This window comes from Vibrio inusitatus (assembly GCA_024346935.1).
Classification (GTDB): Bacteria; Pseudomonadota; Gammaproteobacteria; order Enterobacterales; family Vibrionaceae; genus Vibrio; species Vibrio inusitatus.
The window spans coordinates 1,292,497-1,316,784 of the sequence record AP024879.1 but is presented as its reverse complement, the minus strand read 5'-3'; the positions used below and the strand labels follow the sequence as shown (position 1 = coordinate 1,316,784).

Sequence of the window (24,288 nt, the reverse complement as noted above, 5' to 3'; positions counted from 1 at the left end):
TAGATTATTTTCAGTGCCTAATGTTAATATTAGGCACTAGGCAGTATTTGAGTTTAAATCACCATAAAGCGTTTTTGTAAATCAGAATTTCACGATCAGTTTAGGACAGTATACTAACTGACTAAGGTTTCATACTGAAAATTCCCACAAAACTACGTACTATTGTCCGAATAATAACTCTCTATTTTGACGAGGATTGTGTAAATGTTGGATTCGGGACTAATGAGAGTTGTTCTGTTTTCCAATCATCGAGTACAGTTTGAATTTGCTCTGTGGTCATGTTTTGTTTGATAGATTCTATATTTAAAGAATCTAGCGCGCTTGTTGCCAAGGCATTGAAAGAGAGCGTTAAGCCAATTGCTACTGCACTAATAGTTATTTTCTTCATATTACCTTCCTTGTATGGACTAGTTCCAGAGTGAGCAAGATAAGTGTTGTAGATAAATCATTCTTTTTCAAAGAAAAAGCATAATGAAATCAAAGAAATATTTAAGAAACAGGAGAGATATTTCAGGCAATGATGAGTGCTGAGAAAGTAAGAAATTTGGTAGATATAAGAGAGAGTTCTGAGATGATCTTTGACAATCATCTCAGAGGTTTAATTAACTACTTAGCAAAGTTAACAATAGGGAAGCACTTGAAGAAACCATTGTCAGCACAGTTGATCAAACCAATTTGAACGCCATCAATGTCTTTCGTTTTATTGAAGATACCAACTTGAATATTTGATTTATTAGAAAGACTGACTAAACCAACATCTGCCATGGTTGTACCATCGGAGTAGTTAACCGCTGACCAGTTTAAGCCTTCTACATTGTGAGTAATGTTTGCTAAACCCAAGTTTACGCCTGTCGTTTTACCTGTGTTCCAGTTAAACCAACCCCAAGATAACCCCTTCATTTCTTGGTTCACTTTGTTAGCACCAAACCAAAGGTTTAAGTTTAGGCCTGTTGTACGGTCTGTTTCAGACATGCCCAATAGAGAAACGTCGACACCTTTCACTTCTGATGTCTTGCCGTGTAATACTGATAAGCGAACACCCTGAACTGAGTTATCTTGTGGTGCGTTCATATCGATGGTAGAGAACATCACTGGTGTCTGAGCGAAAGCAAATGAAGACGCCATTGAAGCTGCAATTGCTGTAGCGATTAGTACTTTTTTCATGATTAACCCATCCCATATTAATATTAAATTTGTTGCTGTTCGATGAGGTTAATATTAAATGCAAAACTTAATTAATATAACTGTTAAAAATGGTAAATAACCTTTACTAACAAAATAAAATAATAATTACAAATAAGTCCACATTGATGTAATTTTCAGTCATCAGTATGATTTAAAAGGGTTTTTATTGCGAAAGTGAAGCGTTTTTTTTCTTATTGTGATATGTTTTTTTACAATTATAAAAATAACAGGAACAAAGGTAATAATACTGTTCCTGTTATTTTTAGATTCACTAGTTTATAGGCGATAAATAGGCGATGTGTATTTTATTAATTTTATGAGGTTTTTAATCTCTAGGATCTCGTTCTATTTTTATTTCTTGCCTTTCATTACTACTTTTACGTGTTCTCACGCGCGTCGCTCTATCTAAAATGATTCCTGACATTAAAACAAACGCCACCATGATTCCTATGACGTTACAAATTGGTTGATAAGTCTCTATTATGGACATATAGGGTCATACCTTTATAAAGCTTATGAGTTTGCACGTTGATATGGACTTGTTTGCTCGACTTGAGGAGCAAGAACAAACAGGTCTCCTTGCCACATTTTGTAATCAAAGCACCACTTCGCAAATTCTTCTCTATCTGGCCTATTCATTTGCATGGAGTGACAATAATCTTCGCAAAATCGCTCCCAATTCCTAGACTCTAAAAATTGGCTAGGTTCTGCATAAGAAAGGTACTTTTCTATAAATAATTTTCGTTTTTGTGCTTCTTGCTGCTGCTCCTGACTGAGTAAAAGAAATCGTTTAGATGCATAGGCCATAAATAATTCTACGGGGTAATGGATTCGAGGTAAGAGTAGAAGTTTTTGGGGAACGAGGGCAATTTATATCGTTAGATTTGTAGCAATTGCGTGACGAAGTAAACATCAGAATGAAAGGAGTTTACAGCAATTAGGCGCAGTTTTACGTTAATTTGTATTACTTTATTTTTGGGTAGAAAACGCAATAAAGTCTTCTACCCAAGAAAAAGAAATTACACCAAGGTCGCTTCGATTTGATCGCCAATGGTAAATAATCGCTCTAAAACACGCTCTCCATCAGCACGTAAACCGTTGTGCTCGTATTCATTTGTGATCCATGCCTGTGAGTTTGGTATCTTGCTGAGTGTCTCACAGCTCAGTGCCATCTCAACAAACATGTCGTCGGCATAAACGGCGCAGCTTAGAGGAACTTTGTTAGTTGATAGCACACCTTGGTTATAGAGATCTCCCCAGTCACTTTTCTCTGAAAGAAGAGTAGCGGCGCCTTGAAGTGGTTGAAGGTTGGTATATTGTTCAAACATCCAAGGAAAGGTCATTTCTCCAGTGAAGTAAAATGGCTGACCCGGTTGATAATTGAATTGTTTATGCTTTTGTCGAACTCGATGCGCGCTCCATTGAGAGGCAAACCCTTGGCAATAAATAGGTTCATGCAAGATGGCATAAATAGGGTTGGTTTGGAATGCTTGCTCAGAAAGCATTGCATTTAGGAACTCGTAGCTAAGGAATTCTTTGCCATTGGCTGTGACAAATGCATTTTCTAGTAGGTAATAGATAGGTAAGAAGGTATCGCTGACACCAAAATTAATACCAACTTGTTGAAATTGCTCAACAGTGAATTTTTGCCCGTTAGGTAGGAATTCCTCATTATTAACCAGGTGGTTAGCGATTTTCTGGCACAACTGCTGTGCCAATGGAAACTGCCTGAAGAATGCATTATTTTTGTCCTTCGTGCGCTTGAATGTCGCCTCATAAACATCATCAATAGGTCTATCAATAGAGGGGATCCCACCGGTTACGTAACACTGGAGTAGGCTTTCTGGAAATAAGGAAAGATAAACTAATGTGCAGAACCCGCCATAGCTTTGCCCTAGCGTAGCCCACTTTTCTATGCCTAGTTTTTCACGAATGAGTTCAGCATCACGAACTATATTGTCAGCCCTAAAGTGTGTTAAATACTGGGCTTGTTCTTCACTGTTCAGGTGTGCCAAGGTTTGGTGGGTGATAACGCTGCTGTAACCGGTGCCACGTTGATCGAGTAGCAGAACGCGGTATCGCTGTAAGGCGGCTTTTAACCAACCGGAGTGACCGTTAGGGCGAGGGGAAGGGAAACCGGGTCCGCCTTGAAAAAAGATCAACCAAGGTTTAGTGCTATTTTCGTCACCCACTAAGCGAACTTCTCTAGCGAAAAGAAATAGTGTTCCTGATTCAGAATCACTGTAATTAAGCGGCGCTTCGAAGGTGTAATTTTGATAGCAGCAACCATCGTTGATAAAAGTATGTCCGTGCATTGGTTTTCCTTGGGTGTATTTTTTCTCTACCCTACTGATTGTTGACTTACTTTCCAAGTAACAGCCACAAGAAACTGGTTTCTGTACGTGTTAGAATATCGCGGTTTTCATTCTACTATCTCAGAGTTCTTATGCCTTTATCTGCTAATTCCGTTGTTGTTCTCGATTTCGAAACTACAGGCTTGTCTCCTAATATGGGCGACAGAGCTATTGAGATCGGTGCGGTTAAGCTCCTAAATGGCGAAGTTGCAGATACTTTTCAACAATTGATGAATCCTGGCTTTCGTGTTAGTTCTTTTATTGAAAGGTATACCGGCATTTCCAACAATATGCTCCGTACAGCGCCAAGTTGTGCAGAGGTCATGCGTGAGTTTGCTTCTTTCGTTGGCCAGAGCAATATGGTGGCGCACAATGCCTCTTTTGATAAACGCTTTTTAGACGCAGAGCTTTTGCCTTTGGGCATAGAATACCAAGGGCAATTTGCCTGCTCTATGCTGATCGCAAGACGTCTTTATCAAGATGCACCGACGCATAAACTCGGTGATTTGGTTCGATATAAAAATATTGAACATGATGGTGTTTTTCACCGTGCGTTGGCTGACTCTGAGATGACGGCTAAGCTATGGATGGTTATGTTGCAGGAGCTGCAAACTAGGGGCGTTATGGAGCCTGAGTTCGCATTCATGCAAAAAATCGCTAAAACTAGCAAAAGTGCGTTGGATTCCTTGATTGGCAAGCAGGCAAGACTGGCGAGAGTCTAACCTAAAATAGGCATTCCCCCTGTTCAACTATATGCAGGGGCTTTATCTTCTTTACACTGTAAATACTCCTTAAATACTCCTTAAATACCTTCTTCTTTTCTCTTCTAACTTTGATAACTATATTTTATTTTTTCGATATTTCGTTATGTAAATCATATGTTTACTATACTTCAAATCGTAGTGGTTTTTGTTTAACCAAAACACTGTCATTGGAGGGAATAAATGAGATCAGCGAAAAAGCAGTACGCCGTGATAGGTCTGGGTCGTTTCGGCTTATCGGTCTGTCAAGAATTAAGCCGAGCAGGTGCACAAGTATTAGCTGTCGATTTAAATGAAGATCGAGTTAAGAGCGCAATAGAATTTTCAACAGAAGTGATCGTTGCAAACTGTACCCAAGAAGAAACGGTTGCTGAGTTAAAGCTGGAAGAATATGACATGGTGATGGTGGCAATAGGTAGCGATATTAATGCCAGTATCCTAACTACTTTGGTTCTGAAAGAAGCTCATTGTAAGAGTGTTTGGGTAAAGGCCAATGATAAGTTTCATGCCAAGATATTGACTAAGGTGGGTGCGGATAGAGTGATCATGCCGGAGAAGGAAATGGGCATTCGTATTGCGAATCAGATGATCGATAAACGCGTTAAAGACTTCCACCCGTTGGGTAGTGGCCTAGCATTGACAGAACTCGTGGTCAGCGCAAACTTACTTGGAAAGTCCTTGTCTGACATGTCTTTGTGCCGTGAAAAAGAGGTCAGCGTTATTGCTCTAAAACGAGGTCCTGAAGTCATTCCTTCACCTAGTTTCGAAAAAAGCCTCGAGATAGGTGATGTCATCATTGTGGTCGGCCCTGAGGCTGAACTTGCTCAAAAATTGCGTGCATTATGATCCCAAGAATTCATCAAAGCCGAGTTTATACCCTAGGCCCTGAAAGAAAGGGAGGGAAAGGGGGTGAACCCAAGATAATTGTACTTACTTTTTTAATGATCTTGCTTCCTTCTGCCGTTCTGCTGACATTACCTGTTTTTTCCGTTTCAGGACTCTCTATGACAGATGCTCTATTTACTGCAACCTCAGCCATTAGCGTGACAGGCCTAGGCGTAGTGGATACAGGCCAACATTTTACGCTCAATGGAAAGATTTTATTGATGATTCTGATGCAAATTGGTGGGCTGGGGCAAATGACATTGTCTGCCGTATTGCTATATATGTTTGGTGTGCGGCTGTCTTTGCAGCAACAAGCACTAGCAAAAGAAGCATTGGGACAAGATAGAAGAATAAATCTTAGAGGCTTAGTCAAAAAGATCATTATATTTGCTTTAGTTGCGGAATTTGTTGGATTCTTAGTCTTGAGCTTTAGGTGGGTACCAGAGATGGGATGGAGTACGGGGATGTTCTACGCTCTGTTTCATTCTATATCCGCCTTTAATAATGCTGGGTTTTCATTGTTTTCCAATAGCTTAGTTGGCTTTGTGGGCGACCCTGTAATTATCAGTAGTTTGGCGGCATTATTCATTTTAGGTGGCTTGGGTTTTACTGTCGTGGGGGATTTGTCGACTAATTTGCACAAAGGGTTTAGACAACTTCAATTGCATACTAAGATCATGCTGATTGGCACACCAACCTTGCTAATTGTTGGTACGTTGATGTTTTGGCTCCTTGAACGAAATAACGGCGCAACACTGGGTCATCTGTCCACCTCGGAACAATGGCTAGCGGCTTTCTTCCAATCGGCAACGGCTCGCACTGCAGGCTTTAATAGTATCGATCTTGCTTCTCTGACCGCTCCGGCGATGCTGTTTATGATGTTACTTATGTTGGTCGGCGCAGGATCAACGTCAACGGGGGGAGGAATTAAGGTTTCTACCTTTGTGGTCGCAGCGGTAGCCACATGGAGCTTTTTGCGACAGAAGAAAGACGTAGTACTGTTTCATCGAACCATTGGCGCACAAACCATTGTTCGCTCGCTCGCCATTATCGTGGTCAGCGGTATTCTTCTATTCTTGGCGATGTTTGCACTGATGATTACCGAAGAGGCTCCTTTCAAAATGGTCATTTTTGAGGTGATCTCTGCATTTGCAACCGTTGGTGTTAGTGCCGGCTTGACGGCACAACTCTCAGAGCCCGGTAAGCTGATTATGGTAGTGGTGATGATCATCGGACGTATTGGACCTTTGACTCTAGCTTATATGCTTGCAAGGCCTGAGAAAACACTCGTTAGGTACCCAGAAGAACCTGTATTTACCGGTTAGACAGTGATTTTCGATAACTTAACCCCTTAAGCTCAATGACCTACGTATCGTTATCCCCGAATTCTTGTATCGGGGATCTCTTAAGCGGTAGAAACCAAAAGGTTCCCAATAAAAGACCTTGGGAACGACGGTTGGTTTGAATTAAATGCTTTGGGAGCAACGATGGGTTTAGCTGCTGTGGAATGGCAGTAGTGAAGACTGAATGCTTCGCTGAGCTTAGTCTAGCTTATGCGTCCCAATGATCTGCGTATCGTCATCCCCGAAGTCTTGTATCGGGAATCTCCTAAGCGGTAGAAGCCAAAAGGTTCCCAATAAAAGACCTTGGGAACGACGGTTGGTTTGAATTAAATGCTTTGGGAGCAACGATGGGTTTAGTTGCTGTGGAATGGCACTAGTGAAGACTGAATGCTTCGCTTAGCTTAGTCTAGCTTATGCGTCTCAATGGTTTGCGTATCGTCATCCCCGAAGTTTTGTATCGAGGATCTCTTAAGCGGTAGAAGTTAAAAGGTTCCCAATAAAAGACCTTGGGAACGACGGTTGGTTTGAATTAAATGCTTTGGGAGCAACGATGGGTTTAGCTGCTGTGGAATGGCAGTAGTGAAGACTGAATGCTGAGCTGAGCTTAGTCTAGCTTATGTGTCTCAATGGCCTGTGTATCGTCATCCCCGAAGTCTTGTATCGGGGATCTCTTCAGTGATAAAAGTCAAAAGGTTCCCAATAAAAGACCTTGGGAACGACGGTTGGTTTGAATTAAATATCTCGGGAATAAAGACTGATCTTAATGAAATACTTTGTAGGCGATGGTGAATCTTTCTAAAAGGTCACAAATGAAAAATAAAACAGCCTTGATAGCACATCAAGGCTGTTGAGGCTCATTTGATATGTTCATCAATGAAGCTATTTATCGCCACAAGTATGGATTTCTTCACTATTGCAATCTGCTTAGAGTGAGGACTCCAAAGAGAAAAGCCAAATTTAAAGCCTTGCTTCATTTCGTCCATGGCAATGTACTGCATATCTGCGTTGACATAGTCAGAAGACATTAGAGATTTAGGAAGCAATGCCCAGCCCATTCCCTCTTGTACAAGTTGAACAATCAAAGAAAGTTGGTCGATTTCTTCGTGATTTGCGGAGAGTAATATTTTGTCCTTCATCCCATCATGGATAAGCGCTTTTAAAATAAACTGCCTCTGGTTTCGTAATGCGGTTCGCATTTTGTCCGATGGAAGTTTTGCTATTTCACTGTCCTTTTTCACAAACGGCATAAACTCAAGGTTTCCTAAGAAGGTAGAGTCTAAGCTATGTATTGCTGAACTTTCGTGAATATTCACTAGGGCAAAGTGTAATTCACCACTGGTAAAACCTTCTTTAACTTCAGATTTTGTCTTAGATTCAAAGTTCACTCGCATATTCGGAAAGTCTTTAGCCAATTGCACGCGAATATCCGCCAGTACTTTTTGAGGCAGAATGTTCGAGTAGGCGATATTGATACTTTCTAGCTGACCGTATGCAAGGCTAAGTGCAACCTTATCAAAGGTCCTTGCCTGCTCAATGGCTTGCTTTGCGTAGTGATAAAGTAGATGGCCATCTTCAGTCGGTTCTACTGAACGCCCAATTCTGTTGAAAAGGGTAACCGCCAACTGGTCTTCCAAGTTAGTGATGACCTGTCCAATGGTAGTTCTGTGTTTGTTTAATTTAACGGCTGCTTTGCTAAAAGAGAGTTGTTCATAGACGTTGACGAAGGCAAGCAGTTGTTCGAGACTGAAATTCATATACAGAGTTCTATTCGGTCAAATTCATACATAAACATTAACAATTAAAAACAAACTTGACCACTAATCCTCCCTCAAAGAATGTAAATCCCGCACTTATATTTGATTTTATGATGGGTTCTATCCGTCAATCGTGATTAACGCAGTTGCTTAAAGACATTTATTCTTAGCGCCATTGAACAGAGCTAGAGGTCGAAACCTATGCCAAGTGAAGTGGTACTAGGAGAGATGTACTTTCCTCCTTTGTTGTTGGCGGTGCTGATTTCTTATTGCACAACAACATTATTTTCTTATGTGGGTAATCGTATCGGTCTTTATCGGTATATTGCTGTGCCCGCGATTTTTGAACTGAGTCTAGTAGTGATCATTACTGGGATCATCAGTCGTTTTTGGTATTTAGTTTAAGGTAAGCATAGTAATGCGTTATATCACAACCCTAATCTTCGTTGTCGTCGCTAGTTGTGTCGGCTATTCACTTTATTCTACCTATGATTCAAATCCGTGGACGCGGGATGGACAGGTTCGTGCTTATATCGTAGAGGTTACTCCTAGAGTGACAGGGCAAGTGACTAACGTTCTTATCAAAGACAACTCCCAAGTGAAAAAGGGAGATTTGCTATTTGAAATTGACCAGAGTGTTTATCAGGCAGCCCTGAACAAAGCGAAAGCGAGCCAGAAACAAGCGAGTGCTTTATTAAAAAAAGCTCGTGATGAAGAGCGAAGAGCCGTCAACCTAGAAAAAAGAGCGCCGGGTGCAGTGCCTGTTTTGACTCTCAATAACTTAGGTAATGCGGTGGAAACCGCTAGAGCGAATGTGGAAGTGATGCAAGCAGCTGTCGAAGAGGCTGCTTTGAATCTTCAATTCACTAAGGTCTATGCTCCGACGGATGGTTATATTACTAATCTACAGCTTCGTCAGGGCTCTCAAGTGACAGCAAATACACCTGTTGTGGCACTAATTGATGAACATAGCTTCTGGATTGAAGGTTTCTTTAAAGAAACCGATCTGAAAGGTGTTGATGATAGTAATCAGACTTTGGTGACCTTGCTATCGCACTCGGAGTACGTTCTAGAAGGTCAGATTACAAGTATTGGGTATGGCATCTCTATGCAGGATGGAAGCACAGGCAATAGCTTGCTCCCTGTGGTTAATCCTAACTTTGAGTGGATTCGCTTGGCACAAAGAATTCCAGTAAAAGTAAAGCTGACAAGTGTGCCAGATGATGTTCAGTTGCGTATTGGTATGACTGCATCCGTTAAGATCATGAAGGGCAGTGAGTCTAAATGATGGAGGCGTCAATGTTCAGTCGGTCAACGCAGGACTCGATTAAAGTTGCGCTCGCATTAACGATATCAGTTGTTTTGGCATTATGGTTTGGATGGGAAAAACCTTATTGGGCTGCAATTACTGTTATTGTTGCAGCAGCCAACGAAACTTACTCTCATTCTATTAGAAAAGCTCGGAATCGTTTACTTGGAACGATTGTTGGTATTGGTTTTGCGATGATCTTACTGATGTATTTTCCGCAAAATCACGCTTTGTTTATCTCTTTGTATACCATATTCCTTTGCTTTTGCGTGTATATGGCTTCGCATAAGAAATACGGCTATGCATTCACTATGGGCGCAACGGTGTGTGCGCTGATAGCGGCTATGGGGTCGTTTGATGGTGCGACGACATTCCACATTGCCGTGCTGCGTATCCAAGAAACAATGTTAGGTTTATTTGTTTTTGGCTTGGTGTTTAGTGTGCTTTGGCCGAGAAAAGCAGAAGATAGTTTTTTTGAGCTACTGTCTCCGACAGCGGATAACCTGAAGCAAAAACTCGCGGAAATAACGTGGAACCAATCTGTATCGGATGAAAAATCAAATAAATCACTAAGGAACAATCTAAGTCATTTGAAAGCAATTCTTGAGCTTCCGTTAAATGGTAGTCACAGACTGTCGTATGAACGCAACGCATGGCGAGTTGTCATTCAGGCGATGGAACTCATGGAAGTCTTAGTGGAGTCGCCGAAACTCAGTCGTTCTATTCAAAGAGACGATATTAAAATAGGTGAGGAAATTCTTACTCATACGATTTCCAATCCGATGAATGGTAGAAATCAATTGCAATTGTGGGTCGAAAGAATGGAATGTAAATATTCGGTTCCTAAAATTAAGTACAGTGCGTTTGATTTGCCATTAGAAGGTCGTATTGCCAATGTTGTTCGTTCACTAAGTATTTTATTGACCGGCTTTACTGTCTGGTGGTACGTCCCTATTCCTGGCTCTTATATGATGCCAATGATGGTATCTGTATTTGCGAATGTACTGGTTACCTTACCCAATCAGCTTTTTGGGCAAATGGTAATGGGCGTTCTGGTATGGGCGGCTATTTTCTTAGCTCAATATGTACTGATAATGCCTTCGTTTACAGAATTGTGGCAACTAGGGGCGTTCTATTTCATTAATGTATTTTTGATATGGCGTGTGACGTCACAACCGTCATTGGCGCTTCAAAGAGTATTAGGTGTAAACTTTTTGATGGTAATGACAATGAGTGCTTTGTACTTAACACCTAGCTACTCACTGACTGTTCCAATCACAATGTTGACTGTTGTAGGGGTCTGTTTAGCTATCGGTGGGTTCTACATTAGATTGTACCGAACGCTGTAGCGATCCATTATAAATAAATCAGTACTAGACTAAATTTAGTGCTGATTTTATACGTTGTGCTTTTTTCAACACAAACGCCTAGGTTGCTTTTCATGATCTAGTATATGATTCTTCACTTTCTCTTTCGGTCTGTAAGTACTATGCCTTTTTCTACTTTTTCTCTGATCCCTGTTGGGGTTAGATTTATGCTTTTATCTGCATTTGGTTTTGCGCTGATGTCTGCTTGTGTGAAATATGTAGGTAACTATGGCATCCCTGTTTTTGAAATTGTAGCGGCTAGGGCGCTAGTTTCTCTAGTCATCAGCTACATTGATGTGAAACGAAAGGGTATTTCACCATGGGGAAATAATAAACCATTGTTGTTTGTGCGTGGTGCTGTTGGTACATGTGCCTTGATGTGTGTGTTTTACGCAGTGACAACGTTGCCTCTGGCTGAGGTCACCATTTTGCAATATGTTCATCCCGTATTTACCGCTTTACTTGGCTTACTACTACTCAAAGAACGTGTTCAGAAATCGACCATGATATGTATTGCTTTCTGCTTGGCTGGTTTAGTAGCGATGGTTCAGCCAAGTATAGTGGGCGATCATAGTGAACTGCCGATGTTTAGCGTCATGATTGCTTTGTGTGGGGCCTTTGGCAGTTCTATTGCTTACGTGATCGTGAGAAAGCTCAGTCAAACCGAGGACAGTTCCGTCATCATAATGTATTTCCCATTGATTGCATTGCCCGTCTCTATATTTCTGATTGGAGGGGACTTTGTATGGCCAAGTCTCTTTATCACAGCCATGCTCGTGCTGGTGGGTATCTTTGCGCAAATTGGTCAATACGGTTTAACTAAAGCCATGAGAACTCAAGATGCAGGAAAAGCCTCCGCTTACTCCTACGTGCAAATTATCTTTTCTGCTCTGATTGGTATTTGGGTCTTTAATGAGATTCCATCGTTTTGGACTTATATCGGTGGCAGTTTGATCGTGACAGGGGCTTTAATCAATGTGCTTGGTAAACAATTGTGGAAGCCATTTCAAACTAAGTGATCTTGGTGAAAATACGAGCATACACTGGGTTTTTAAAGCGATTTAGCGACTTTTATAGTGAATTCACTTCTAATGTGGATTCACTTTCTATATTGCTGATGCCTTCTTCACATATTTAGCCGTTATTAATATTTCGCCCCAACCTTCAATCTTACAATCCAGTTGATGATCTTTAGCAACGGTAACTCGTTTGATTACTCCTTTCGCACCAATTTTTACTACCGAAGAGCTCCCCTTTACTTTTAGGTCTTTGATGATAGTAACTTTGTCACCCTGCTCCAGTTTGTTTCCATTAACATCGCGAACAGCAGAGGCTTCTGCTTCTATAGCATCTTGAGTGGGGTTCCATTCATAGGCGCATTCAGGGCAAACAAGATTGCTCTGATCTTTGTAAACATATTCTGAACTGCAGTTTGGGCAAGGAGGTAGGGACACGCTAGAATTCCATTTGGCTAATCTTTCGTTATAGGGTACTGAGGTTTAAAGGTATTGGCGAGAGGAAATAGTTGTCAATTCTACGAATATGATCACGTATTGTTGAGGGTAATTACACACATTTCAATGACTCATCAATGAATTAGCAACTACTCTCTAATGCTATAGCACTCCATCTAGCTCTAAAGGATAGACAATGACCAAAATACTTATTCCCGTTACTAACCACGCTACATTGGGCGAAACCGACCAAGCCAATGGCACTTACGCACCAGAGTTGACTCATGCATTGCATGTTCTTCTTGCCGCTGGTATTGACTATGACATTGCCTCTATACAAGGTGGTCAAGCTCCTCTTTATGGGACTGATATTGAGGGTGATAGCGTGAATGCAGATATTTTAGCTAACAGCGGCTTTCAGAACCGCATCAACAATACTATTCCAGTATCCGCAGTGAATATCGAGGATTATGACGCTATTTTCTATCCAGGTGGATTTGGTTTGCTTTCAGATCTTGCGACGAATGAAGATTTTGCCAGCATTGCAGCAAAGCATTATGAAGCTGGCGGCATCATTTCGGCGGTATGCCATGGCCCTGGAGCGCTACTACCAATTAAGCTAAGTAATGGTGAAACACTGTTACAGTCGAAATCAGTGACAGGCTTTACTCGAGAAGAGGAAATTGATTTTGGCACTATCAATGATATTCCATTTTTATTAGAAGAATCTTTAGCGAGAAATGCAGCTCGTTATAACAAGGTTCAGCCTTGGCAAGAGTTGGTGATTGTTGATGAGCGAGTGATCACCGGGCAAAACCCGACTAGTGCGAGCGCAGTGGGTAAAGCCTTAGTGAAGTTGCTTTCTTAAATCTTACTGACAATGAAAACGCCTCTTGGCTAATTTAGCCAAGAGGCGTTTTTGTTAGTGCGGTTTTATAAACGAAGACTAGTTAATTAAACCAAATGCTTTCGGTAGTGCCAAGCTAATCGCTGGTACAAAAGTGATTAGCAATAGAGTGGCGATCAACACGGCGCAGAATGGCAGAATGGAGCGAATGACACTCTCGATTCTTGCCCCGCTAACACTACAGCCAACGAACAGTGCAGTGCCCACCGGCGGCGTTGCAATACCAATACACAAGTTGAATATCATCATCATTGCAAAGTGAATTGGGTGCATGCCAAGCTGTGTTGCAATAGGCATAAATATTGGAGTGAAGATCAATACCGCAGGGGTTAAATCCATAAACATCCCGACGATGAGCAAAATGATGTTCATTAGGATAAAGATGATTATTGGATTGTCTGAGATTGACAGCATCCACTCACTGATCATGCTAGGGAGACCAGTAAAGGCCATTGCCCAAGACATAATGGTTGAAGCACCAATCAAGAACAGCATGATGCCTGTAATTTCTGCCGTTTCCACACAAATAGTTTTGAGCTCTTTGACACCTAATGTTCGATAACAAAGAGACAGACCAAATGAGTAGAGTACGGCGATACACGCGCCCTCTGTTGCCGTAAAGACGCCGCCAATGATGCCCCCAATGACTACAACAACTAAGCCTAAGCTAGGTATAGCTCGCCATGTGATGGTGAGCTTTTCACGCAACGTAAGCTCGACTGCAGAACTTTTGTAGCCCTTTCTTTTGGCAATGATGTAAGCCACTACCATGCAGCTTAAGCCCATTAGTATACCCGGGACATAACCTGCGATAAAAAGAGCAGCGATTGATGTTCCACCGCTTACAACAGAGAAAACAATGAGTGAGTTACTTGGTGGAATTAGCAAACCTGCAGGACAGGAGGCTACGTTCACAGCGGTTGAGTAAGACTTGTCATAGCCTTCTTTTTCAAGCTCTGGTTCAAGAGTTTTGCCTACTGCGGCCGCGGCCGCAACCGCAGAGCCAGATACTGAACCAAACAGCATATTAGCGAGTACGTTCACGTGAGACAATGCGCCCGGTAAGCGGCCAACCAAGATCTTGGCAAACTGAACGAGCCGCGATGCGATACCGCCGCGGTTCATAATGTTACCTGCGAGAATAAAAAAGGGAATCGCGAGTAAACTGAAGCTATCGATACCGGTAACTATTTTTTGTCCCGCGGTCATGAAAGCGACATTGGTAGGCAAAATAGTGCACATGATCACGAGTGAAGACATTGCGATGGCTATAGCGATAGGAACACTGAATGCGATCAGAAATAGAAATAAACACAGTAGCCAAAAGCCGATTGAAATATCCATACTATTGGCCTTCCTTGATATTTTGAGTAGGCGCAAAGACTTCAGCGGTATTTAATGCAAGGTAGATGAGCATAATGACTCCTGAAACCGGCAAGATTAGGTAGACATAAGCCATAGGGATTTGCAGTGCTGGAGAGAATTGCATCATAGTGCGACTCATTAGCAGCAGACCACCTTTGACCATAGCTAGGCTGATAAATGCCACAGAAACTAAGTTAATTAGTACGTGATAGTATTTGCGATGCTTTGCTTTGACTGAGCCAATGAACAAGGTGATAGCAAGGTGACCATTTTTACCAAATAAGTAACTGGCTCCCGCAAGCCCAAACCAAATCATGGTGTAGCGCGCTAATTCATCGGTAAAAGAACTTGGATCGTTGAGTACATAGCGGCTAAAAACTTGCCATGTCACGGTAACAACGAGTGTGACGATTGCTATTCCACAGAAGGTGAGAATGCTCTTGTCTAGGATTGTTTTAAACTGACGTAAAACTGAGTACATCTTCCCTCCACGTCAAATCTGTAAAATAAGCCCTCTTTAAAGAGGGCAATAAATGAGAGCTAAAGGTAATTACATCGCTTCGATAGAATCGATGTAGTATTTCAATGTAGGGTCTTGTTTTGCATCCTCAATCATAGGAAGCACTTTTTCACGGAACTTGCTTGTGTCGACGTCAATGAAGGTTACGCCAGATTCTTTAGCAATCTTCATGTTCTTTTCATCAGTTGCCGCCCAGATTTTGATTTCTTCTTCCATAGACTCGATCGCTGCTTCCTTAACAATTTTTTGCTGTTCAGGATTTAGACTTGCCCAGGTAGCTTCAGAGATCATGATGAGATCCGGCGTCATCATATGCTGGTCCATAGAATAGAATTTAGCTACTTCAGAGTGTCTCATCTCAACTAAGCTCGAAATGTTGTTCTCAGCAGCATCGATAACGCCTTGCTGAAGAGCGGTATAGACTTCTGTGAATGGCACTGGTGTTGCGCGAGCACCTAGAAGACGAACCATTTCCATCATCGTTGGTGATTCAGGTACGCGGATTTTAAGACCAGCTAGATCTTCTGGTGTGTTGATAGGTTTTGAGCTGTAGAAACTACGTGAGCCAGAGTCATACAAAGTAATGCCGACAAAGCCTTTGCCTGCACTTGAAGCCAGTAACTTTTCAGCAGACTCACTGCGCATGAAGGTGTGCATGTGGTTTGAATCGCGGAATAAATAGGGAATAGAAATTGCTTTGTACGTTGGTTCAAACGATTCTGCTAATGAGCCATTGATTTTGGCCATGTCTAAAGCACCGGTGACCACTTGTTCTGCTTGGTCGCGTTCAGATCCTAGCATGCCATTAGGGAAGATCTTAACATTGATATCTCCATCTGACTTCTCTTTGACTTTGTCTGCGAAGATAACCATGCCAGCGTGAGCGGCACTGTCTAGGTTCATTGCATGACCTAACGTTAGGGTTTTTGCGTTAACGCCGAAAGCGGCAAGAACCGAGGTAGCGACTAGGGTTACGAGAGTCTTTTTCATTTACGATTTCCTTTCTTATCGTTATGGATTTTTATTCGTGTATCCGGTGGAATAATTCACACCGTCAATGTAAAAGCAATGTCATCTTATATTACAAATAAACGGATATTTTCGAGCTAACTCTCACAAAGACTGATTAATTGCTGTTTTATCCGTAATAGCAGTCCTTTGTCACAAGTTTTATTTATGTACAGTGAAATATTTCATTGTAAGTGTGTATTCATGCAGTGAATAGAAAGGCGGGATATTTATTTAGATGAGTAAAAATGCAAATCAACTCTCATATTTACTAAGCAATATATGTAATGGATTATTGTTAATAAGTTGCTGATTTAATTTGAATAAGTTGTATTTATTCTATAGGGAGGGTTAACCGAAACTATCCCCTAAAATCGGCTATAAGCAAAAAAAAGCCCTAGCAAACTAGCTAGGGCAAAGGGAGTCTCAGGTGTGGACTTTTCAATAAGAGATGGTGGTCAAAATAACCAAAAACGCTCAAGGCGTTAACTTTGTAGGTCGAACTGCCTAATATTTGTGGCTTAATCAAATACTAGGCGAGGTTCACGAGTGAGTGTAATCAAGGCTGTGCTATCAATAAACTCATATATGACGGATCAAATCCATCAAAAATCCTATTTCTAATCTTCTCTTATTGAGAGTTCAATGAAATCTGCAGATTAAGAAGCCCTGCGACTATTGAGCTTTGTAGTGCTCAAAGAAAATAGATTTCTCGTGAGGACAAAATTTAGTATTTACGTCGAGCAGAGAGAGCACGGAACAGTAAAAATTGTCTTGAGTGAATGGGACTTCTTTGTTTTTGACCACATCTTGATATTTGAATGTTGATGAATCATTTAACCAAGCAACTGCGGCGACGTGTTTTTGTACTTCTGGAGCAAAGGAAAACGGCATTCCGTGTAAGTAAACATCGTTTTCTCCTAAAGATTCACCGTGATCGCTGACGTAAAGTAGGGCTGTTTTGTATTGGTTTGAATATTGATCTAGCCAATCAATACTGCTGTCGATGAAAAAATCAGTAAAAAGCATGGTGTTGTCATAGGCATTAATTATTTCTTCAGTTTTACACTTAGCTAATTGATTGCTTTTGCATACAGGAGTGAACTGCTCAAAGACCTGTGGGTAGCGTTTAAAGTACTCGGGACCGTGACTGCCCATTGCATGAAGCACAATAACTATATCTTGATTTGGATGCTTATCCACATAATCATCTAGGCCTACTAACATTCCGGTATCTCGGCACTCAGGATCGCAAATCGTATTTAGATCTGAAGACTTAAATGATTGATAGTCAACGCGTTCAGCGACACCTTTAGAATTAGAGTTGTTATCTCTCCAAAGTACAGCCACATTATTTTCATGTAGTGTGTCTAGAGCATTGAGTTTGTTGTATATCGACTTACTGTCAAACTCATCTCTCGGATCAGGCGAGAACATACAAGGTACAGATACAGCGGTAGAGGTACCACAACTGGTCATGTGTGTGAAGCTAATGACACCCTTACGTTTGCTTAGTCTAGGATTAGTTTGGCGTTTATAACCATTAAGTGAGAAATGGTCGGCGCGTCCTGTTTCTCCCACAATCAATACAATGAGATCGTGTTGGTTTGGATCGCTATGTTCTACTTTGGCATCTGGAGCAACATTGATCATCTCAGATTCTGGTTTTAGAGGACTGACATGACTTTTACCAAAATATTTACCAACGGAATAGAGTGGGAAAAGTGGAGCAGAGTAAAATCTAACACTTTTGTATTCACGAAAGAACGAGGCGTAGTTCGCGCTATAAGGCACGAGTGCCGCTACTATCATCACAACAGCTAACATGATAGAGAAAAGCTTCGCTCTAATTTCTTTTAAAATGCTTTGATAACCGACAGGTGCTTTGTAGACAAGATATGCGGGCACTAGAGCCCCTAACAGCATGACAATGATAAGTTCTACAGAGAGCAGACCAAAAGCTTCACTGGTGTCTGTTTCGATGATGTTTCTTAGCATGACGGTGTCAACCACTATGCCGTAAGTCCAAGAGAAATACGCTGCAGCTGAGCCAATTAAGAACCCAATAATAAGCACTAACTTGGTGAATAGTCGTCCACCTAATATAGAAAGTACTAAGGCATGGGCAGCAATCAAAAACACGACAATACTGATTAAAAACCCGGTATTACCGTCACTTGTAGGAAAGGCATCAGTGAAATGCTTAAAAAATGAAAAGTTGAAGAGTGCGGAGTAGGCGATGGCACATAACCATATAAGCCGATACTGTCCGGTGATCATCCTAAATAGAAAGTTCATTGTATAAACCCTTTGCTCGCAATTATTCCCTGAGAGGGGAGCAAGATAACAAGTGAGTGCAGCGATGACTGGGTGTAAAAGTTAGATTACTGCGAAAAATGCTCTGCTAATAAAGAGTTTAGCTGTTATTAACAATGTGATGCGCAATTCATCACCTAGTTAGACGTCTCACTAGGTGATTGTGTGTTTTTCAGTTCGAAATTTGGATGTGATGTAAATAGAAAGGCCCTCTTAGGCTTTATGCTTCAGAGGACCTTTTTATTCGTTGAGCATTTCTATTACGTTAGATGTTTTCCATGTGGAGTCACCACGCTCTAGTTACTCTGGCCTAACGGAACAACTAAGATATCGACCGGTGAATTGTGAATGAGGTGTTTGGAATAGGAGATAATTCGGCTCCAAAAGTCATGGTGGTGTCCACAAATTAGAAGGTCACAGCCGTAACTTGCTATGGTTTCAGGTAGCTTATCGCTTAGATCCCCTGTACCAATTAGGAAGTGCTTGATAGGTTGATCAGTATATTCGGTGAGTTGTTTCAACTGCTCTAGAGAAGCACGTTTTATCGGAGGTTCTTGCTCATCCATCTGAATATCTACCAAATCTGGATAAATCTCTCCATGTGAACCATCGATGTGAATAAACGAAACCTCGGCATCGAATATTTTGGCCAAAATCGCGGCTCTATCAATAAGCACCTTGCTGTCTTCGGCAAGCTCCAGCGCGACTAATATATGTTTGTATTTCATAACGGCACCCTGTTTCTTTAGTAACACTTTCAATAATAGACACTTTTGCAAAGAAAGAGTGTAGGAAATCTCTCACATTAGAGAATATCCTTCCATTTACTAAGGTTTTTTGATGGCAAATATGGTTACGTCGTTATTGTTGAGTAAGTCGATTCCGATAGTCTTTAAACTCAGCGAGAATAGCGTCGATGACCACTTGCTGAGCATTAGTTTTACGGGTTCTATGTCGATACACCAAGGATATATCACGGTGAGAGAAATCATAATCTGGCAGCCACTCTACCAAGCTACCATTTTTAAGGGCTTGTGCTGCAAAGTATTCAGATACAAATGCGAACCCTAAGCCATTTTCTGCCATCTGCACTACAGATTCTGCGCTGGCTAGGGATATCTTAGGGTAAAGTTTAACGGTTTCGAGATTATGTGTATTTTTGTTGTAGCCGGTAATTAATTGATGCTGAAGGTGCCCAACATAGTCGATCTCTTTGAGCTGAGATAATGTTGTGGGAGGCAATGTCAAAAACGTGGGTGAAGCAACGACCCTAACTTTAATAGACATTAGCTTTTTTGCAACTAAGTTGCTGTCTGGAAGATCACCCACTAGTACGCCTATATCGGCATCTGGATCCAAGGCTGAGGTATCAGAAGCTGGGATAAATTTTAGTTTTAGTTTTGGGTATTTTCGAAGCAGGCTTTCCATTCTATCTTTAATGAAATACTGATATACAAAGTCAGTACAATCAATCGTTACTCGCCCAGATACGTCGTCTTTATCGCTATTGATGTTTTCTAGTTCATCACAAAGGCTAGTAAAATGAGAAGAAAGGCGTTCGTAGTACTGCCTGCCTGTATTCGTGGGTTTGAGGCTAGCTTTAGAGCGGATAAATAGAGGAGATCTTACCTGCTCTTCTAGGTTGGCGATGCGTCGACTGATAGTCGAAAGTGGAATTTCGAGCTCTTCACTTGCGGCTTTCATACTGCCAAGTTTTACTACCTGACAGAATAGGTAGAAGTCATCTAGGTTACGTGCCATGTTCCATACAACGTCTGTAAGTATCTGTCTTAAAAATACATTACAGACGCTGAGGGTGCGAGTTTATTTATTTAGAAAAGCGTGTACACAGGGTTATGAGAAGCGTCCGCCATTGCGTTTACCCTCTTCGTCACCGACAAAGTTCCCACCGGTTTTGTCACTAGGGTCTTCCCAAGTGTAACCGCCACCGCTTTTCTCACTAGGGTCTATCCAAGCAAAGTTGCCACCGGTTTTGTCGCTTGGGTCTTCCCAAGTGTAGCCACCACCGCTTTTTTCACTAGGGTCTTCCAAAGTGTATCCGCCACCAGTTTTTTTGCTGTAGTCCATGAATGAACTTTTGGTTTGTTGAACGGTGATTTGAGTTGCGTCTTGATTAGCTGCAAATACAGCAGGGGTGATAAATAGGGTTGTGATTAATAGCGTTGATAGGGTTTTCATACGTTCACCTTTATAAATTTATTTAAAGTTGATATTCCGCAGTCCCTGCCGATAGGAAAATATTACTCCTCGCCATGGGTTCCGTAAATATAAAATTTTAGAAGCTACAATCTCAATAATGGAATTGAATATGAAGGTAAGATGATAAGTTGTTTGAATTTAAGATGACGCATAAAAAATCCCAGAATGAGGGGAATCACTCTGGGATTTAGATGTTTTTGGGGGGATTATATCAAGCTATTACAGCTCGATAGTTACTGTCTCGCCATCAACAGTTAGTTCTAACGTGTTACCAACAAGCTTGTGAGATACTACAACTTGCTCGCCTTCGTTCTTATTAGGAACTAGAAGAGTCAGGATGTTGTGCTCTTTAGAAGGCTTGAATTCCACTTCAACGTGACGGTGGATTTCAAGATCCTTGTACTCGTATGGGTCAACTTCGCCAAAGCCTTCAACGTTTTTCACAGAAGTGATGTTGTCAGCAGACTCGTTGATGAAGTTCACGTCTAGGTGTGCTTTCTCACCACGGATAGTGAATGCTTTCTCAGCGACTTCGTTAGCAAAAGTAGTATGCATTAGCCAAGTCATGTCTTTCTCTTCAGAAAGAGTAGCCTTGTCTTGCATTACGAATACTTTACCTTGAACGAACCAGATCTTACGCTTGTAAGACTCGATTTCAGGAACGAAGTACTTGTAAGAAGCCGTTGCATCACCTTCAACCATCTTCACATCAGATTCTGTGTCGTAGTCAGAGATTGTACCGCCAGCTTCTATACAGAAGCGATCTTGGTGACCTTCGTAGCCAGTGTTCTTGTTCTCACCGTATTGACCTTTGCCACCGAATAGAGGCAGGTTCTTAGAGAACGTTTGACGACGCCACTTAGTGTGCATGTCAACACCGAAACCACCGTAGTAACCAGTGATTGCAGCTAGAGTTTCGCCAAATGCGTGTAGAGTGAACGCGTTTTGGTCACCGTGAGAGTGGCTGATAGAGCCAAACGGAGAACATTTGAATACCATGTGGATATGGTTATCACGCTCAGTCATCTTGTTGTGGAATGCAGCCCAACCAGTGATCGGGAATACTTTCAACAATGGATCGTTTGACGGTGCTTGCTCTTCTGGCGCATCCCAAAGGATGTTGAAGCGAAGATCGTCGTAGCCGAAGTCCCACCAACCGAAGTTGTAGAATTTAGTGTGCGCTTCAGTATCACGACCTTTAAGTTGGTTGTAGTACCAAACGTACTCAGGCTTCTGGTTAACACCTGCGTAGTGCTTGATGTTGTAAGCCAGTTTTAGGCCTGGGAAATCACCGATTGAAGACTGGTCACAGAAGCTTGCGCGCTTAGAGTGAACAGGCATGCAGTATAGTGGGAAGTCACCTGTGTTTTCGTAGAATGTTTTGTTAAACATGTCTACGCCACAGTACGCTTTCAATAGGTCAAATGCTTCGCCTAGGAATGCTGTTTGTGTGTTCCAGTAGTCAGGACCTTCAGCCCAACCGCCGTCTTCACCACCCCATGGTGGGTAGTGTACTGCGTAGTATTCTAGTGCGTATGCGATGTACTCACCTGCTTTCGGGTGATCGTGGTAAAGCGCGATACACGTTGGGATGATAGCAGAAGAGATAGAACGAACACCGTGGCTGTTTAGTGGGTTGTTCAGTAGATCAACTGTCACTTTCAGGTGATGCATGATTTCGTCTAGACGAGTAATCAGTGCATTCTTAACGATTTCGCGCTCTTCATCAGTGAAGTGAGCGTTTAACCAGTCGTAGCCCCAAGCCATAGCAGCAACTACACGGAAAGCCGCTTCATCGTTGTAGCCACGAGACGTTACGCCATCTGGATCGTATGAAGCAAGCTTAAGAGTCCAAGCTTTAGCTTTAGCAATTAGGTCATCGTCTTCATTAACGACACCAGCGATTGCTAGGTTACGAGTCGCGTTAAGTGCCATTTGGCAGTCAACGTACATTTGACGCCAGTAAGGACGCCAAAGAGATGCTTTACCTACAGTTTCTGCAGGGTATGGCTGTGGCTCTTCGAATGGTGCTGTTTCATAGAACTTCTCAGTAGAGTTCTTGATGAAATCATTGTACATGCAGAAAGAAGAATCTTCTTTAACCTTCGCTTTGAATTCAGCTAGGTCTGCACCTTGTACTAGAAGACGTGGACGTGCTTCAGATAGGTTTTCTAGGAAAGAAAGGTCAAAGTCTCTTTTTTGAACTTCGATTGGTAAAAGGTCTACCAAGTTGCCAGCTGAGGTATCATTCTCAAGCTTCATCTTTCTGATAGCATCAAGCGCTTTGTCGTTGCTCATACGAACTCCCGTAAAGTGTGTTTGGGGGAACAAATAAAATTCTTATAAAGCTTATTGTAATACAATTGCACAAAAATCACGATTGTCATTTCACAAAATTGTTCATTTTGTGACGCCCTCCGCAGGTCTAGCGTTTCTCTATGCAAACTATTGATTAAAAAATAGCAATGTTTATATGAACCTACGGAGTATTTTCACAAAGTTATTTTCGATGAAACAATGTTAATTTTGGTATTTAGATTTAGGTGTTTTATGATCAAGAATGTGACTGGATTCCCTTATATAGTATGACTATTCACTTGGTTTTATGGGGTGGAGTTTTTAGTAACCGAGTCAAAAGATAGTCGAAATTTGCAGGGCGTGATCAGTTTAAGAGCTTCGAGTGCATTTTTATCTCATTAAGAGAAAGGATCGGTGAAGCGTATCGATGATTTGTATCTTGTTACACTTTCACTGGTGGTGATTTGTAAGGAAATCGATAGAAGTAAAGAGAGTGAAAATATCCGGTGACAAACATATTCCGTCTATTGAAGTGATATTCAAGGGGTATAGTTAAGATTATTTTATATCAGGGAAGCTAATCACAGATGTCTCTCAGTTTTGTTGGTGGAAGTGCCAGTCGTTTGCTACGTTTAAGTTACAGAGTGATAAGAAAGGTATAATCAATGAAAATAAATGTTCAAACGCATCACGTATCAATTACCGAAGATTCACGTAAAGAGATTGAAGGGAAATTTGATAAAGTAGCAAGTCATTTTCCGCAGCTCATCAGTTGCGACATCATTATCACTAAAGAACATGGCGAACACGAAGTAGAGATTTTTACCAATTACGAAGGCGTCAGAGTTTCAGCAAAGTCAAACAATGACGTAATGTATCCAGCCATTGCAGGAGCACTCAAGAAGCTAGAAGCCGGTCTACGAAACCGTAAAGGGCAATTAAAGTCGGATCTTCACGAAAAGCCCACAAGCACAAAGCCAGAAATAGCATCAGATATTATCCAAGAAATGAAGCTAGTCTAGCGTAACAACACAAAACGGAATTTTTCTTGAGCCAGCATTTTAAGTGCTGGCTTTTTTGATCTTCGCGAAGCTAATTCCCTTTCCTTTTGCCCCCTCCACAAAACCATGGGTTTGACTCTTTTTTTCAAAATATTCGTAACAACTTTCCATAGAGTAATTGCAGGTAATATTCGTCAAAATTATGGTTAACAGAGCCTGTTATAACCCGCATAACCTGTTC

The 24,288-nt window shown here is 41.5% G+C and carries 23 protein-coding genes; 9 read left to right on the top strand and 14 right to left on the bottom strand.

What is annotated here, in order from left to right:
• Nucleotides 1-181: 181 nt before the first annotated feature.
• The 4 genes from OCU48_RS18675 to OCU48_RS18660 form a co-directional block, all read right to left on the bottom strand.
• Complete coding sequence (locus OCU48_RS18675) at nt 182-388, bottom strand: hypothetical protein (protein WP_141346572.1); 207 nt, start codon at nt 386-388, stop codon at nt 182-184.
• Nucleotides 389-606: 218 nt separating this feature from the next.
• On the bottom strand, nt 607-1,164 hold the full coding sequence (locus OCU48_RS18670; RefSeq protein ID WP_141346571.1) for a VC2662 family protein: 558 nt from the start codon (nt 1,162-1,164) through the stop codon (nt 607-609).
• 534 nt (nt 1,165-1,698) lie between these two features.
• Nucleotides 1,699-1,992 carry a hypothetical protein gene (locus OCU48_RS18665; RefSeq protein WP_141346570.1) on the bottom strand — a complete coding sequence of 98 codons (294 nt, stop codon included), beginning with the start codon at nt 1,990-1,992 and terminating at the stop codon, nt 1,699-1,701.
• 212 nt (nt 1,993-2,204) lie between these two features.
• A complete protein-coding gene (locus OCU48_RS18660) occupies nt 2,205-3,500 on the bottom strand; it encodes an alpha/beta fold hydrolase (RefSeq protein WP_141346569.1) in 1,296 nt (431 codons plus the stop codon).
• Nucleotides 3,501-3,631: 131 nt separating this feature from the next.
• Here OCU48_RS18660 and OCU48_RS18655 point away from each other — a divergent pair, with 131 nt between their 5' ends.
• From OCU48_RS18655 to OCU48_RS18645, 3 genes are all read left to right on the top strand, one after another.
• Nucleotides 3,632-4,261 (top strand): 3'-5' exonuclease, encoded by a 630-nt coding sequence (locus tag OCU48_RS18655; protein ID WP_141346568.1) that lies wholly within the window; start codon nt 3,632-3,634, stop codon nt 4,259-4,261.
• Nucleotides 4,262-4,483: 222 nt separating this feature from the next.
• The gene (locus tag OCU48_RS18650) at nt 4,484-5,146 is read left to right on the top strand and encodes a potassium channel family protein (RefSeq protein ID WP_141346567.1); all 663 of its coding nucleotides are present in this window, start codon (nt 4,484-4,486) and stop codon (nt 5,144-5,146) included.
• Complete coding sequence (locus OCU48_RS18645) at nt 5,143-6,510, top strand: TrkH family potassium uptake protein (protein WP_141346566.1); 1,368 nt, start codon at nt 5,143-5,145, stop codon at nt 6,508-6,510. Before OCU48_RS18650 ends, OCU48_RS18645 begins: the two co-directional genes overlap by 4 nt.
• 872 nt (nt 6,511-7,382) lie before the next feature.
• Here OCU48_RS18645 and OCU48_RS18640 read toward each other — a convergent pair.
• Complete coding sequence (locus OCU48_RS18640) at nt 7,383-8,282, bottom strand: LysR family transcriptional regulator (protein ID WP_141347376.1); 900 nt, start codon at nt 8,280-8,282, stop codon at nt 7,383-7,385.
• A 201-nt stretch (nt 8,283-8,483) separates the two neighbouring features.
• On the opposite strand from OCU48_RS18640, the gene OCU48_RS18635 reads away from it, so the two are divergent.
• The 4 genes from OCU48_RS18635 to OCU48_RS18620 all read left to right on the top strand — a co-directional run bounded on the left by OCU48_RS18635 (nt 8,484) and on the right by OCU48_RS18620 (nt 11,977).
• Entirely contained in the window at nt 8,484-8,687 is a 204-nt protein-coding gene (locus OCU48_RS18635) for a DUF1656 domain-containing protein (protein WP_141347375.1), read from the top strand.
• Nucleotides 8,688-8,694: 7 nt separating this feature from the next.
• Nucleotides 8,695-9,570 (top strand): HlyD family secretion protein, encoded by an 876-nt coding sequence (locus OCU48_RS18630; protein WP_141347374.1) that lies wholly within the window; start codon nt 8,695-8,697, stop codon nt 9,568-9,570.
• 11 nt (nt 9,571-9,581) lie between these two features.
• Nucleotides 9,582-10,940, top strand: coding sequence for an FUSC family protein (locus tag OCU48_RS18625; RefSeq protein ID WP_244312394.1), 1,359 nt, complete (start codon nt 9,582-9,584; stop codon nt 10,938-10,940).
• 140 nt (nt 10,941-11,080) lie between these two features.
• Nucleotides 11,081-11,977: a DMT family transporter gene (locus OCU48_RS18620; protein WP_141347372.1), complete on the top strand. Its 897-nt coding sequence runs from the start codon at nt 11,081-11,083 to the stop codon at nt 11,975-11,977.
• Nucleotides 11,978-12,064: 87 nt separating this feature from the next.
• Here OCU48_RS18620 and OCU48_RS18615 read toward each other — a convergent pair whose 3' ends face one another.
• The gene (locus OCU48_RS18615; protein ID WP_141347371.1) at nt 12,065-12,412 is read right to left on the bottom strand and encodes a zinc ribbon domain-containing protein YjdM; all 348 of its coding nucleotides are present in this window, start codon (nt 12,410-12,412) and stop codon (nt 12,065-12,067) included.
• A gap of 196 nt (nt 12,413-12,608) precedes the next feature.
• Here OCU48_RS18615 and OCU48_RS18610 point away from each other — a divergent pair, with 196 nt between their 5' ends.
• Nucleotides 12,609-13,280, top strand: a complete 672-nt coding sequence (locus tag OCU48_RS18610; RefSeq protein WP_141347370.1) for a type 1 glutamine amidotransferase domain-containing protein — start codon at nt 12,609-12,611, stop codon at nt 13,278-13,280.
• A gap of 78 nt (nt 13,281-13,358) precedes the next feature.
• Here OCU48_RS18610 and OCU48_RS18605 read toward each other — a convergent pair whose 3' ends face one another.
• The 8 genes from OCU48_RS18605 to OCU48_RS18570 form a co-directional block, all read right to left on the bottom strand.
• Nucleotides 13,359-14,663, bottom strand: coding sequence for a TRAP transporter large permease (locus OCU48_RS18605; RefSeq protein WP_141347369.1), 1,305 nt, complete (start codon nt 14,661-14,663; stop codon nt 13,359-13,361).
• A 1-nt stretch (nt 14,664) separates the two neighbouring features.
• The gene (locus OCU48_RS18600) at nt 14,665-15,165 is read right to left on the bottom strand and encodes a TRAP transporter small permease (RefSeq protein ID WP_141347368.1); all 501 of its coding nucleotides are present in this window, start codon (nt 15,163-15,165) and stop codon (nt 14,665-14,667) included.
• A gap of 69 nt (nt 15,166-15,234) precedes the next feature.
• Complete coding sequence (locus OCU48_RS18595; RefSeq protein WP_141347367.1) at nt 15,235-16,194, bottom strand: TRAP transporter substrate-binding protein; 960 nt, start codon at nt 16,192-16,194, stop codon at nt 15,235-15,237.
• A gap of 693 nt (nt 16,195-16,887) precedes the next feature.
• A complete protein-coding gene (locus tag OCU48_RS18590; protein ID WP_141347366.1) occupies nt 16,888-18,510 on the bottom strand; it encodes a phosphoethanolamine transferase in 1,623 nt (540 codons plus the stop codon).
• 314 nt (nt 18,511-18,824) lie between these two features.
• Nucleotides 18,825-19,256, bottom strand: coding sequence for a universal stress protein (locus OCU48_RS18585; protein ID WP_141347365.1), 432 nt, complete (start codon nt 19,254-19,256; stop codon nt 18,825-18,827).
• Nucleotides 19,257-19,389: 133 nt separating this feature from the next.
• Complete coding sequence (locus OCU48_RS18580; protein WP_141347364.1) at nt 19,390-20,289, bottom strand: LysR family transcriptional regulator; 900 nt, start codon at nt 20,287-20,289, stop codon at nt 19,390-19,392.
• 93 nt (nt 20,290-20,382) lie between these two features.
• Nucleotides 20,383-20,727, bottom strand: a complete 345-nt coding sequence (locus OCU48_RS18575; RefSeq protein ID WP_141347363.1) for a hypothetical protein — start codon at nt 20,725-20,727, stop codon at nt 20,383-20,385.
• A gap of 240 nt (nt 20,728-20,967) precedes the next feature.
• Nucleotides 20,968-23,046: a DUF4962 domain-containing protein gene (locus OCU48_RS18570; protein ID WP_141347362.1), complete on the bottom strand. Its 2,079-nt coding sequence runs from the start codon at nt 23,044-23,046 to the stop codon at nt 20,968-20,970.
• 665 nt (nt 23,047-23,711) lie between these two features.
• Here OCU48_RS18570 and hpf point away from each other — a divergent pair.
• On the top strand, nt 23,712-24,068 hold the full coding sequence (hpf, locus tag OCU48_RS18565) for a ribosome hibernation-promoting factor, HPF/YfiA family (protein WP_141347361.1): 357 nt from the start codon (nt 23,712-23,714) through the stop codon (nt 24,066-24,068).
• Nucleotides 24,069-24,288: the final 220 nt, after the last annotated feature.